Source organism: Neoalteromonas facilis, from assembly GCF_002807665.1.
Taxonomy (GTDB): Bacteria; Pseudomonadota; Gammaproteobacteria; order Enterobacterales; family Alteromonadaceae; genus Alteromonas_E; species Alteromonas_E facilis.
Map to the genome: position 1 here is coordinate 155,047 of NZ_PEAY01000002.1, position 12,708 is coordinate 167,754.

Sequence of the window (12,708 nt, forward strand, 5' to 3'; positions counted from 1 at the left end):
GACGGCTATAAAAAGAAATAGAGGCTTAACCGTGTATTCTAAGTTCAATTGCAAAAGTGCGATCTTTAGCAGAAGTGTGGGCATTACACTTGCCTTACTGGTGTCATTTACTACAAATGCTGACCAGCAGCCGAACAAAAACCCAGATATTGAACTGAGTAAGTCGGAGCAAGGTGATTGGGCTGTGACTTACACCTTAGAAAAACCAGCCTCTAAATTGGTTTTCTTGCGCAACCCCGACCAATCCAGAGTTGAACGCTGGACGCCAAAAGACGCAGGGTTTGCGTTACAAGCAGATGAACAAGGAGAATATATAGTCCGCCTAGATGGTGAGCCATTTTCCCGCGTTAGCTTTAGCCTCACGCCAACCTACCGCAGCTTATTAAAGGATTATGCACCGTTCTCGCCTTTTTCTGATGGGGGTAGTTTGGCTTATAGCGGCCGCTTCTTCACCTGTGTTGACTCTTGCGAGTTTGCCGAAAACCAGTGGCGTTTTACTGCAGCTCCGCCGGCCAATGAACACGTGATCGTAAACGGAGCAATACACACGGAGGCCGTTAGCTGGAATGACCAAGACAGTGGACGAAACCTCTATATTGGCCAACAACATCCAATAGAGGGGGCGTCGTTCGTCGCGTTAATTGATGACAAATTACCCGATATTCTTAAGAGTGTGTTAGATGCTCAGTTACCACAATTTATGGCGTATTTTTCACAAAAATTAGGCGTGGTGGCAGGGGCAAAACCCATGTTGTTTGCGTCCTATTCGAATAAACCTGGCTCTAGCTCTCAGGGCGGTACGCTGCCGAATCAAATTTTCATGCACTGGGATTTCGATGACTTGGAAGACAGGATCCAGTCACAACAATATGTGGATCAAACGTTGTGGTTTTTTGCGCATGAAGCGGCGCATTTTTTCCAACGAACGCCATCAGGTGAATCATTGTTTGGTGAATCTGAGCAGTCATGGATCCATGAAGGGGGCGCTGATTACCTAGCCATGATGGCCGTGCGTGATATGTACCCCAAAATGCAGAGCTACATTGATACTAAAGTTGAGCAATATCAGCAGCATTGCGCTTCTGGCTTAACAGAAACTGCGTTGATTGAAGCGGGAAGTAAAGGGCAATTTATGCTGTATTACAGTTGTGGATTCTTTGTACACAAAGCCCTTGATGAAGAAATACGTTCGCAATCACAAAACCAGAAAAGCATTGTCGATTTATGGCATGTATTTGGTCAGCAAGTGGATGCAGGCAATGTAAGTGGCGCAGATACCTTTTGGCAAGCCGCAAGCGCATTTTTACCCGCTGAATCAGTGGCGCAGAAACAAGCAGTGTTGAATGATTCAACCTTGGATCCCGAACGGTTCTGGTTGATGTTTTAGCATTGTTCGGGTTGTTCATTTTAGCTTGGTAGTAAAACGCTTGTCGCGTTTTACTACCGTTCGTCGACATTATCTAAATAGTAATCGGCCGTGCTTTAAATCTATCAGCGCGCCCATTGATATCAGTTCTTTAATGCCCAGAACGCCAATGAATGGGCTATGCCCTTCTCGATTAATCGAATGGATTAGTCCGGATAAATCAGTTGTTAAGAAATCGTCAGTGATGTGTTGACTGCCGACTATCAACTGTACTCCCTCAATTTGTTTCATAGGTAACTCTACATTTTCACTGACGAGCGTTTTGGCCGTAGGATGATCGGTTAAAGTAAGGTTTAGATCAGCGACTGATTGGGTATCTAAAATGGTTTGGGATGCGCCGGAGTCGACTATTAGTCTAACGTCATGCGAACCCAACGTTACTTCAACATAACCAAACCCCATATCCGATTGAACGATAGTCAGGTAGTCGAGAGAGTCATATTCTGATGCGGTATTGGACTTTAGAATTAGCCTCGGCGTCGAAACATCTAAAATGGTGCTTAAATCCTGCAACACATCTTTGCCAATGATGCCTGAAATCCCATCAGGGAAGGGGACTGTTTGATTCTGCGAGTAAATGGTATTAACGGTACTAGTAAATTCGCCTATCGCAATGCTATTAACCCTTATGGGAATAGTTTCAATTTTAGCCGTTGCCTCGTCACCTAAACCAAGGCCATTGAATGCTTCACCACTTATTTCAGCATTGAATATGTCAAGCATGTTATGGTGAACGACGGTGCCTGTAGCGCCAGTGTCTAAAATAAAATTAGCTGAAACCCCATTGATACTCGCCGGGATCACCAGATGCCCATCAGATGTTCTTGTGAGTGGAATATCCTCGGCAATAGAGGTAAAACTAAGTAATAAGATTACACAGAAAGTAATGTATTTCATTTAACATATCCTTGTTGGATTGAGTTAGCTTCAGTTCTGGGGAAAGGTGATTCTTCTCAATATTGATAGCCCATATGAGCTCACAAATTGATCTTGGTACTATTCATTATCTTTTTCACTATGCTGGTGGCGCAGGATATCGCCGGGCTCGCATTCTAATGCCTTACAGATGGCGTCTAACGTAGAAAACCTAATCGCTTTTGCTTTCCCAGTTTTGAGGATTGACAAATTTTGTGGGCTTACTCCAACTTTTTCTGACAGATCGTTTAACCGCATTTTGCGCTTTGCTAGCATGACATCCAAATCGACAACAATCGCCATTAGATCGTAAGCTCCTGCTCTTTGCTTATGTGATGCGCTTCTTTCATAACCCAGCCAATCACCATAATCATGACCCCAGTCGCCATTATTCCCAGCTGATCAGAGCCGAAGCCAATTGAGATTTCACCGTGCTGAATGACCCCGGCCAGTTTCATTGTGACCAGCAAAACGGGTGGATATACAGACTCGAATATTGGCCACAAAATAGCGCAAATACCGAGTTGCTGTATGCGAATGGCGGCTTTTGGCGAAAATGTTTTGCCCTGTTGATAGAGTCCAAATAAAGCAAAAAGTAGCCCATATACAAACAGATAAAAAACTGAACTAGGTGTTTTTAACCAAAAGTATGGGTTTAATCCTGCGCTATGAATTTGTTCAGCAGTTGAGGCTAGGTGCTCATACTGTGCTGAAAAACTCAATTGGGCGCCTTCATTGCCAACGCTGGCACCTTGTGTCGCACCACTAAAAAAGCAAAAGTATATCCAAAATGCCGACTGCACTATTATCGCGGCAGCCATGAGCAAGCGTATGTATCTACTCACTCTAGTTATTTTATTCATGTGATATCAAATTTAGTTTCTACTGTGATTTAAAAAATACTTAATAAATTAACGTTTTTCAATTTAAATTTAATGTTTATCATTAAAAAAGGTGTTGGGTTGGAGATGTGAATGAATATGAGTTTGTGTAGAAATACTTTGGCGAGTGTCTTAAAACCGTAAAAAAGCCGCTTTGAAATCCAAAGCGGCCAAACAAAAAGGGAGAGGTGTAACGCGTTAATTAAATTCTTTTACATCGAAGATTTAACGCCATCACAGTGGCGATAACCGTTGTTGTTGCGCGGTGTTACAACGCGTAGATCGTCATAGTCAACGTCATCTAATCCGGCTTCAATGACCTCGGTAAATTTGTCAGCGTAGTCACTGATGATGTCACCTTGTGCACTGATCGCTTCAAATTTGTGCTCGTGCTTCGCCATGAAATCAGTGAGTCGCTCTACCGCTGCTAATTGCTCAGCCATCATGTGCTTATCAATAAAAAGACTGTCTTCCGTTTCTTGAATCGCAATGTCGGTCAAGGCGTCTATTTCATCACTCAATAGCTCAAGTTGGTCATCGATACCCTCAATACCCCCTTCAATGAAATCCATTTTTTCAGCTTGCTCTTGCAGGTCGTCATAGGCTGCTATTTGCGCTACGGTCATTGGCTGTTCAAATACTAGCGCACAATCTTTGTATGCTTTTATGACGTAGTCATTGGAAGTTGTTTTATCTTGTTGAAGCGCAAATACGGGAGCCAAAGACGCAACACTTAGTGTTGCAATGGTCATCAAAAAAGTCATCTTTTTCATATTTAATTCTCAATCGTTTGGTTGCGTTGGTTATTAAGTCGAGAGACAACGACAAAAAGTTGTAGCGGTATGAAAAAAATGTTTCGACGTTGGTGTATTGTTTAAATTAACGAATGAGCGCCGTGCGAAAAGAGTATTTTTTATGGCTAATTTTTGTACAGGGGTAGAGGAACAATACGTGCTCTGCTACATTAGTCAGCCAACCGTCTCACATGTATTTTCGTGGGATTTGTTTGTTCATACTGGTACGGAAAAACTGGGCCAGCACGTTAAGGAAAGACTTATGATTAAACGATCATTGTTAGCCACTGTCGTGGCGTTAAGCATTTCAGCGCCCGTATTGGCGGAAGATTCACCTGATACTTTGTGTACCAGTGCAGCTGAATTATTCCAAGAGGGTGACTTAGAAGGCGCATTAGAAGAGGCACGCTGGTGTGTTACTTTGCTTGAGCAGTTGCAACAGGCTCAAGTCAATCAATTTTTCCCGGATGAACTTGAAGGGTTCAGTGGTGATGAGTTAGAGCAGCAAAGTGCGATGGGCTTTCAAGTGACTAGCCGTAATTACATGAAAGGTGACCAGTCAATTAGCGTGTCACTCAATAGCGGCTCTACGGGTGGTGCGATGGATGCTTTTTCAGCATTGGCTCAGCTAGGCTTTCAAACAGGTGGGGGTGAAAAAATGCGTATTCAACGTCGTTCAGCCTCTTTGATGAAAGACGGCGATCAGGTAACGCTTAACATCACAATGAAGAGTGGTGGTATGTTAGTGTTTGAAACCTATGATGTTGATAAAGACACGCTAGAAGCCTTTGCTAAAGCCTTTCCTGTCGCTGATTTAGACGATGCAATGAAGTAACCCTCGGATCACTCCATTTCTCTATCGAGATCACTCAACTTATGCTTTTTAAGGGGCTCAATGCGAAGCATTGGCCCCGCCTCAACGTTTACTAAGTTAGTAAAAATATACTTGCCCGAAATTGTTTACAGGCTTGATACAAACCATTCAACGATACTGATGGCCAAGCTGGGATCTTGTTCATACAGAGGGTATCCGTGATTGTCTCCCTTGTAATGAATAAATTTGGAAGCAGGGCTATCACTGTGAGTGAACAACTCGCTGGCACTGGTGAAGGCATGGGTGTCCTGCTCAGCGGCAATGAGCAGAGTAGGAGCATTACTCAAGTGCTTGGTGTACCGCTCAATGTTTTTAGCGCCTTGTGCAGACGAAAACAGTGCTACTGCATCAAACTTTTCTGATTCAGATAGCTTAACGGCGAGCGAACCCCCACAACTGGCACCAATGACACCCACTTTGCCACTTTCACCGAGCTGCTGCGTTAAGAATTGTAGCGCGACTTTGACGTCGCTTGGCCAATGCTGAGACATTTGGCTAAACGCTTTTCCTTGTTGTTCCTCGGGAAGCTGGTCAAGCTTTTCCACATTGAATTCGTCACTGACACTGTCTCCAAAGCCACGAAAATCGATACTAACCGCATGAACGCTTCTTGCGGCGAGTTCCGTGCCAATATCTTCGTACATGGTGCGATTGAAATTGCATTGATGCATCATGAGAACACCTGTGGAGCTGGTGCTTTTGGGTTGGAAATAATCGCCGTGTAAAACAAATCCGTCGTCTGCTGTAAATGTACGTTCCACTGCATTAACCGATATGGGTAAAACAAGGGTTAGAATGGCTAAGTTGCGTAATAATGAAGACATGAATTGTAGTTCCTTTAATGTAGTGACTATAGGAATCCAGACCGAGCAATTAGTTCTTTTATTTCATATGGTTAAGGCCTAACTAATCGGACGTGACAACAGCATTATTTTTTGATTGTCCTTGAGGCTTAGGAAGTTTAATCTGAAGTGATATGAAACAGATAATTAGATTGCTACCGATACTGGGAATTATTGCCTTTATCGCATTGTATTTATACGCAGCGAGTCTTTACCCAGGTGGTTCTTCGGTCAGCCCGAATGCAATGAAATGGGACTGGTACCAGAACCTGTGGTGTAACTTATTGAGTGAAGAAGCTATCAATGGGCTTGAGAACCCAGCCAGACCCATTGCTCTTTTAGCTATGGCTTTGCTCAGTATAAGTATTGCCATTTTCTATTTGCTGTGCGCGGATCTAATAGTTAAAAGCAAGAATTGGAAAATATCCCTCAGAATCACCGGTATTCTGCTTATGTTGGGGGCTTTTTTTGTCTTTTCGAAGTATCACGATTTAATGACCACCATAATAAGTATTTGCGGTCTGATTGGGATTTCAGGCATTTTACGGGCGCTTTACTTAAATCACATGACTTTCTTCGCTGCAATCGGGGGAGTATGTTTATTTGTGATTTGCCTAAATAATTTTTTCTACTACAACAATACTCTACATGAGTACTTGCCACTGGTGCAGCACCTCAACTTCATCCTGATCCTTTCTTGGACGCTTGGGTTAAATTTAAAACTTCTGAATAAGTAGAATTTCAAAACTTAAGAATAAAAAGTGATTGGAGTGACGCTTTGTTAATACTGCTATATTCGTTTCGTTGGGCCCCTTTGCTTTTTTATCAGAGTGATAGGTTGATAAACGAACGCATAGGCAATTCAGATTTAACAGAAAGTTTAATCGTGCTCGTTATCATTACTCAGAACGTATTCTTTCCAACCACCAATAAACGCTTGCTCTGATACTTGTAAGGTGGAGAGGATGTCTTCTTCGGTTGTAAATTCAAGTAACTGACGAACAACATCCTTTCCCCAAACCGTTTCTATATATTCAACCATTGAACCAGATATGCCATATCGGTATTTTCCGCTCCAAGCTGCTTCCAGTTTCTTAGGATGCATACCTTCAATAATGGCCTCTGCAGGTGATGCCAGTTGATCGCCTTCAAGTTGGTTAGACACATGAACGGCTAACCCTTCAATAAACCAGCCAATGTCCTCATAAATACCGATATCATCACTCGGGTTTGCTTGATCGTGGTAAGAGTGCGTCAATTCGTGAACCAATAACTTAAAAATCTCTACTTCGTTGGTTGGATCATGGCCACAATCTTCTTCGGCCCAAATACGAGGAGACAGTATGGATAAGTCATTCGCAGCTCCTGTACCCACCATCCAGCAAGTCGATATAAACCAGGGCATGCCGAAGGCTTTTCGCCAATGAGCGTCTAGTGCGGCTCGGTCGGGCATTAAGTGCACTTCTAACGGGGCTGCAAAAGGCCTTTGAAAGTAGGTTTCCACGTGCTGTGCTGCGAGATTTAACGTCTTTTGAAATTCAACAACCAAGCCTGTATCGACAGCTTTGTACATTATGTTCATAGGCTCATTTGCTTGAGCAACCCAAGGTTTGTCTTCGTATGCTGATACCGACAATAAACGGACAAGATACCACCCACTAGCGGCCACAGCCCCAATGATTAGGAGCAAGAACAACGTCATAAGTAGCTTTTTAACGATCTTCATGTGGTTTATATCTTCTTACTCATTGGTTTATTACTCGCGAATACCTCATCCGTTGCAGAATTAAATGTGGCATAAACAAGAGCGTTAAGTACTCACAAAAATGTTGATTAACAAAAAACTATCATACTATTGCTTATTTAAGTCTGTGATTTTTTGAGGGTTAGTTTTTTCGCTAAATTAAAAAGTATCATACTTTTTAGTGTTGTGACTTCAATCTGGTCTAAAAGTGATACAAAAAAGTTTCATACTAATAGCTAATCGCCGCCACATCATTTTGATTGTCTTCAAATTGATTTGTTTTTAAAGCACGTGATCGGATAAACAGGCTCAATGGTTGAAAACCAAAATTGTCAACAAAGATAGGGTACTCTCTTCTTCGTCATGGTGAACACTAGTGATATACAGCTATTGTAACCGCAAATCTTAAGCCAACCGTTTGACGAAGAAATGACGAGTGTATTTTGATTTAACTTAGGCCTGTTTAAAAAATAGCTTTATTCAAAAAGTCTTTTATCAGAATTACTCTACGCTTTGTCAATCTGCCGTAGGGCATTGTATAACCCAGTTAAGAATATCCATAGCGGTAACCACACCAATTAATACTGACTCTCGCGTGACGAATAACCGATGGATATCATGGGACTCGATTGTTTTATACGCTTCTGAAATGGAGCTTTTCTCGTTAATTGAAAACACTTCGGGAGTCATTATAGAGTTAACGGTGCAGTAATCTGACGCACGAGATTTTATCCTGTCGATTTCCGATTGCAACACCGTTCCCTGTGGCCCAATGTAGTGTTGAATGATTTTTTCAATCTCTTTTTCATCGGGGCTACTACCTTCAAATTTCACAACATCAGTTTGTGTCACAACACCTACAAGGGTTTCATCGGATGCAATAACAGGCGCACCAGTTATTTTATGCTTTTCAAAAAACTCAGAGAGTTTTTTGATTGACCAACCTTCATAAGCAGTCAATAAATCTGTACTAGCAATTGCTGCTACGGGGTATTTCTCTAGCAGATCCAGCACTGTTGTACTATCACTCACCATTTTTCCATTCCTTCTAAGTTAAAGGCAGCCACCACAACTACCGCATCGCCAGTCATTTTGATTAACCGCTTCATAAAACCACTCAACATGCTGTTCATCGGATGGGATGTCATAACGTTCAAATAGCGGCACAAGCCAGCCTGCTTGCTGCTCAATCCACTCGTGTATCTCTAGTCCCTCTGTGTATTCTTCATCATCAGGGAATAGCCAGCTGAAAATGCCGCGAGTGTCCATGTGGTTCTCGGCTTTCGCCGACGGCAATTCCAATAGCTGTTGGTTGAAGCTGATTTCCCAATGCCCCAAACAGAGTGTGTGTCCTTGTGCTGTCCAGTGCGCCGTGAAGGGATTTGCCATATAACACCCACCACTTATTTTGATGTAAACAATGCTACTGCATTAACATTGAATCATCGAATTCAAACTTAAACCCTTGGATATCTGCTTCGTTGACCAGGCGATGCAAGTATTGAGACAGTGCTTTGCGATGAACTTTATCATTAAGATATTGTTTAATTTTCTCGCGCACCATATCAAAAGAAAGCGGTTTGCCGTCAACTTTTCTGGCTATAAAAACAACATGGTAACCATAGCGAGTCTCTACCGGCTGAGGCATTAGTCCTTCACTGGCAGCAAATACCTGACGTTCAAACTCCCTCACAGTTTGGCCAAACGAAAGCTGACCTAAGCTACCATCAACTTCTTTGGAAGGGCATGAAGAAAACGGTTTGGCCAACTCGCCAAACGTAGCTTCTCTGCCTTGCAACTTATGAATAAGATTAACTGCCAAGGCATGCGATTCAGCCCTGTGTTCAAGATCTTTTGGATCTGATGCAATCAATATATGGCTAACTTCAATAAGCGGAGCTGTCTTGAATTTATCCTTGTTTGCGCTGTAGTAGCGCTCACATTCATCGGTTGTTGCTTCCGGTACGTAAACTTCAGAGGCCAACAGGCTATCGATCAATTGGCTGTTTTGTTCAATTGCATCTGATTTAGAATTCAGGGGGATCCCTTTTTCCATCGCTTTTTGCGTAACCAGCTCACCGATTATCAGTGTTTCTGCCGCTTTCACCATCGCTTGTCTGCGTGATTCTGCGGGATGATATTGAACTTCGGCGTCGATCATAGCCGCGCTAATGGTTTTCCCGTTTACCTTAATATCTGGAGTGTTTGTAAGTGACATGGTCAATCCTATTTAAAAAAGGAGGCTTCCTTGCCCCAATGAGTGATTGTGGTAATTATGCTTTTGAACGAACAACCTGATAGCTTCTGCGGACATACTGCACAGGAACGCTCCAGATATGAACCAACCTGCTAAATGGAAACAGTACAAACAACGATATACCCAATGTAACGTGGAACTTGTAAACCGGATGAACTGTTGAAATAAACTCGACTGCTTCTACAGGTCTGAATGTCAGTAAGTAACGAGACCAGCTCATTAGGTTATACATCACAGCACCATCCATATGACCGGAAGAGATCACAATGGTAAACATGCCGACGATTAACTGCAGATAAATGAGTAACAGGATGCCTGTGTCCATCATACTGCTATTAGCGCGGATCCTGGGATCAAACAGTCGGCGTTTGACCAACATAGTCAAACCAATGAAGCAAAGGACACCAAAGAAGCCACCCACGCCCATGGCGATCACTTGCTTGGTTGCCAGTGAAATTCCAAGTGCGTGCCATATTTCCCAAGGCAAAACGAGGCCAGCAAAATGCCCTAAAAGAATCGCAATGATCCCGACATGGAACAAAATATTGGCGATCCGGAAGTTTTTGCTGCTAAGCATCTGGCTAGAACCCGTTTTCCAACTGTATTGCTCTCTGTCATAGCGCAGAAGGCTGCCGAGAAAGAAAATCCCGGTTGCGATATAAGGATAGATGCCAAAAAAGAACGTATCTAAAAAAGCCATAACTAGCTCCTTATTGCTTGCTCAGCCGCTTGGGCTGAGGAATTATCTACAAAACTGATGGGAACATCCTGGTCACGACGTTGCGTCTCAGAGGGTCGATTGACCTGAGATGGACAACCGCCATTTACTGCGTCACCACCAAAAGTGACAGCCTCTTCTTCCCAGACTTTGTCCAACGCCTTTTTGGTATCGTCACGTTTTTCATCTTTGACTTGCTCTCTTAGCGCTTGCACATCAATGGCGGCCTCAGAAAGAGCAACCAATGCAGAAAAGACTGCACCGTAGTTACTCCCTCTTTTTTCCAGCCGCACTTGCAGTAGCGCAAGGATGGGTGCAATGTCCTGCAACCAACCTTTGCCATTCTCGCTGCCTTGAGTGCTAACGAACTCAAGAAACAAGGGAATATAATCTGGTAACTCTCTAACGCCAATATCCAAACCTGCCGCTCGGTATTGCTCAAGCAAATTAACCATTGCCTGACCACGGTCGCGCGACTCCCCATGAATATGCTCATAAATGAGCAGCGATAAAGAACGACCACGTTCAAACAGACCGTCATAATCAGCTTGCCAATCAAGCAAGCTGTCTGAGAAGCGTTGGTCGACAAATGCGAGCAGACTAGCTTTGTTGCTTTCATCAAGCTCGGCATCGTTTGCAATAATTTCTGCAATATCGATTCCGTGCTCATAGAGCGCTTCTGTCGGGTAATCAAGAAGTCTTGAAAGGACTTTTAAAATTTCCATCAGTCTTGTACCTCCACAGGAATGACTTGACGTACGGTTTGTTTTTTACCGCCAAACAAGTCGGTGCTACTGTCACCACCACTGCAACCGTTGCCGAAGCTGAAGCCGCAACCGGATTTCATATCGTAAGCATCTTCTGCATACGCCTTATGGCTAGTCGGAATGACAAATCTGTCTTCGTAATTGGCAAGCGCCATATAACGATACATTTCTTCAACTTGCGCTACGCTGAGTCCAGCTTGTTCCAGTGCTTCCAGGTTTTCTTCGCCGTCAACTTGTTGTGAGCGTTTAAATTTACGCATTGCCATCATGCGCTTTAACGCGTGCTCGACAGGGGCTTCGTCACCTGCAGTCAACATATTGGCTAAGTACTTCATTGGAATACGCAACGCTTTTAAGTCTGGGAAGACACCGTCCATTGGCACGCTACCAGCCTCAACTGCGCTTTGAATTGGGCTCAAAGGCGGCACATACCACACCATTGGCAGTGTGCGGTATTCGGGGTGTAAAGGCAGAGCGACTTTCCAGTCCATGGCCATCTTGTAAACCGGAGACTCTTGAGCCGATTTTAACCATGCTTCTGGAATACCTTCTTTGCGTGCTGCTTCCTGCACCGCCTCATCGAATGGGTCGAGGAAGATATCGCACTGTGCCTGATAAAGATCCTTATCATTGGCAACACTGGCAGCTTCTTCTACGCGGTCAGCATCGTAGAGCATAACGCCTAAGTAACGGATTCGACCGACACAGGTTTCAGAACAGACTGTGGGTTGACCCGCTTCAATACGTGGATAGCAGAAGATACATTTCTCAGATTTACCGGTTTTCCAGTTGTAATAGATCTTCTTGTACGGACAACCGCTGACACACATTCTCCAGCCGCGGCACTTGTCCTGATCAATCAAGACTATACCGTCTTCTTCACGCTTGTAGATTGCCCCAGATGGGCAAGAGGCCACACACGCAGGGTTGATGCAATGCTCACACAGGCGCGGTAGATACATCATGAAAGTCTTTTCAAACTCGCCATACATGTCGGCCTGGATCTGATTGAAGTTACTATCAGCACGACGCTTGGAAAACTCTGTACCAAGGATTTCTTCCCAGTTCGGGCCCCAGTCAATTTTTTCCATTCGTTGACCCGTAATCAATGAACGAGGACGAGCAACAGGCTGATGTTTACTTTCACCCGCTTTATGCAGATGTTGATAATCGAAATCAAACGGCTCGTAGTAATCATCAATACCGGGTAGGTCGGGGTTGGCAAAAATATTGGCCAGAATACGTAGCTTGCCACCTTGCTTGGGCGTTAATTTGCCATTGCTATGCCGAGTCCAGCCACCGTTCCATTTTTCCTGATTCTCCCACTCTTTGGGATAACCTATGCCCGGCTTAGTTTCGACGTTATTGAACCATGCATACTCGACGCCCTCGCGCGATGTCCATACATTCTTACAAGTTACAGAGCAGGTGTGGCAACCGATACACTTATCAAGGTTGAGCACCATGCCTATTTGAGCTCTAACTCTCAT

General features: G+C 43.7%; 15 protein-coding genes. 3 read left to right on the forward strand and 12 right to left on the reverse strand.

Going from position 1 to position 12,708, the window contains the following annotated elements; genetic code table 11:
- Positions 1-76 precede the first annotated feature (76 nt).
- Positions 77-1,387 (forward strand): hypothetical protein, encoded by a 1,311-nt coding sequence (locus CSH93_RS06870; protein WP_124748952.1) that lies wholly within the window; start codon positions 77-79, stop codon positions 1,385-1,387.
- A gap of 69 nt (positions 1,388-1,456) precedes the next feature.
- On the opposite strand, the gene CSH93_RS06875 is transcribed toward CSH93_RS06870, so the two are convergent.
- From CSH93_RS06875 to CSH93_RS06890, 4 genes are all read right to left on the reverse strand, one after another.
- Positions 1,457-2,323 (reverse strand): aspartyl protease family protein, encoded by an 867-nt coding sequence (locus tag CSH93_RS06875; RefSeq protein WP_100642503.1) that lies wholly within the window; start codon positions 2,321-2,323, stop codon positions 1,457-1,459.
- Positions 2,324-2,422: 99 nt separating this feature from the next.
- The gene (locus tag CSH93_RS06880) at positions 2,423-2,644 is read right to left on the reverse strand and encodes a helix-turn-helix domain-containing protein (RefSeq protein WP_100642504.1); all 222 of its coding nucleotides are present in this window, start codon (positions 2,642-2,644) and stop codon (positions 2,423-2,425) included.
- Positions 2,644-3,204: a DUF2975 domain-containing protein gene (locus tag CSH93_RS06885; protein ID WP_100642505.1), complete on the reverse strand. Its 561-nt coding sequence runs from the start codon at positions 3,202-3,204 to the stop codon at positions 2,644-2,646. The genes CSH93_RS06880 and CSH93_RS06885 overlap by 1 nt, the downstream gene beginning before the upstream one ends.
- 230 nt (positions 3,205-3,434) lie before the next feature.
- Positions 3,435-3,995 carry a hypothetical protein gene (locus CSH93_RS06890; RefSeq protein WP_100642506.1) on the reverse strand — a complete coding sequence of 187 codons (561 nt, stop codon included), beginning with the start codon at positions 3,993-3,995 and terminating at the stop codon, positions 3,435-3,437.
- Positions 3,996-4,278: 283 nt separating this feature from the next.
- On the opposite strand from CSH93_RS06890, the gene CSH93_RS06895 reads away from it, so the two are divergent.
- Positions 4,279-4,851, forward strand: coding sequence for a hypothetical protein (locus tag CSH93_RS06895; RefSeq protein WP_100642507.1), 573 nt, complete (start codon positions 4,279-4,281; stop codon positions 4,849-4,851).
- Positions 4,852-4,976: 125 nt separating this feature from the next.
- Here the strand turns inward: CSH93_RS06895 and CSH93_RS06900 are convergent, their stop codons facing one another.
- Entirely contained in the window at positions 4,977-5,714 is a 738-nt protein-coding gene (locus tag CSH93_RS06900) for a dienelactone hydrolase family protein (RefSeq protein ID WP_100642508.1), read from the reverse strand.
- Positions 5,715-5,866: 152 nt separating this feature from the next.
- On the opposite strand from CSH93_RS06900, the gene CSH93_RS06905 reads away from it, so the two are divergent.
- Complete coding sequence (locus CSH93_RS06905) at positions 5,867-6,469, forward strand: hypothetical protein (RefSeq protein WP_100642509.1); 603 nt, start codon at positions 5,867-5,869, stop codon at positions 6,467-6,469.
- Positions 6,470-6,612: 143 nt separating this feature from the next.
- Here CSH93_RS06905 and CSH93_RS06910 read toward each other — a convergent pair whose 3' ends face one another.
- The 7 genes from CSH93_RS06910 to narH all read right to left on the reverse strand — a co-directional run bounded on the left by CSH93_RS06910 (position 6,613) and on the right by narH (position 12,708).
- The gene (locus CSH93_RS06910; protein WP_100642510.1) at positions 6,613-7,458 is read right to left on the reverse strand and encodes a hypothetical protein; all 846 of its coding nucleotides are present in this window, start codon (positions 7,456-7,458) and stop codon (positions 6,613-6,615) included.
- Between the two features lie 534 nt (positions 7,459-7,992).
- Positions 7,993-8,511, reverse strand: a complete 519-nt coding sequence (locus CSH93_RS06915; protein WP_100642511.1) for a CBS domain-containing protein — start codon at positions 8,509-8,511, stop codon at positions 7,993-7,995.
- Between the two features lie 18 nt (positions 8,512-8,529).
- On the reverse strand, positions 8,530-8,865 hold the full coding sequence (locus CSH93_RS06920; RefSeq protein ID WP_100642512.1) for a hypothetical protein: 336 nt from the start codon (positions 8,863-8,865) through the stop codon (positions 8,530-8,532).
- A gap of 34 nt (positions 8,866-8,899) precedes the next feature.
- A complete protein-coding gene (locus CSH93_RS06925) occupies positions 8,900-9,694 on the reverse strand; it encodes a peptidylprolyl isomerase (protein WP_100642513.1) in 795 nt (264 codons plus the stop codon).
- Between the two features lie 55 nt (positions 9,695-9,749).
- The gene (narI, locus tag CSH93_RS06930) at positions 9,750-10,433 is read right to left on the reverse strand and encodes a respiratory nitrate reductase subunit gamma (RefSeq protein ID WP_100642514.1); all 684 of its coding nucleotides are present in this window, start codon (positions 10,431-10,433) and stop codon (positions 9,750-9,752) included.
- 2 nt (positions 10,434-10,435) lie between these two features.
- Complete coding sequence (gene narJ / locus CSH93_RS06935; protein ID WP_100642515.1) at positions 10,436-11,176, reverse strand: nitrate reductase molybdenum cofactor assembly chaperone; 741 nt, start codon at positions 11,174-11,176, stop codon at positions 10,436-10,438.
- Positions 11,176-12,708: a nitrate reductase subunit beta gene (narH, locus tag CSH93_RS06940; RefSeq protein ID WP_100642516.1), complete on the reverse strand. Its 1,533-nt coding sequence runs from the start codon at positions 12,706-12,708 to the stop codon at positions 11,176-11,178. Before narH ends, narJ begins: the two co-directional genes overlap by 1 nt.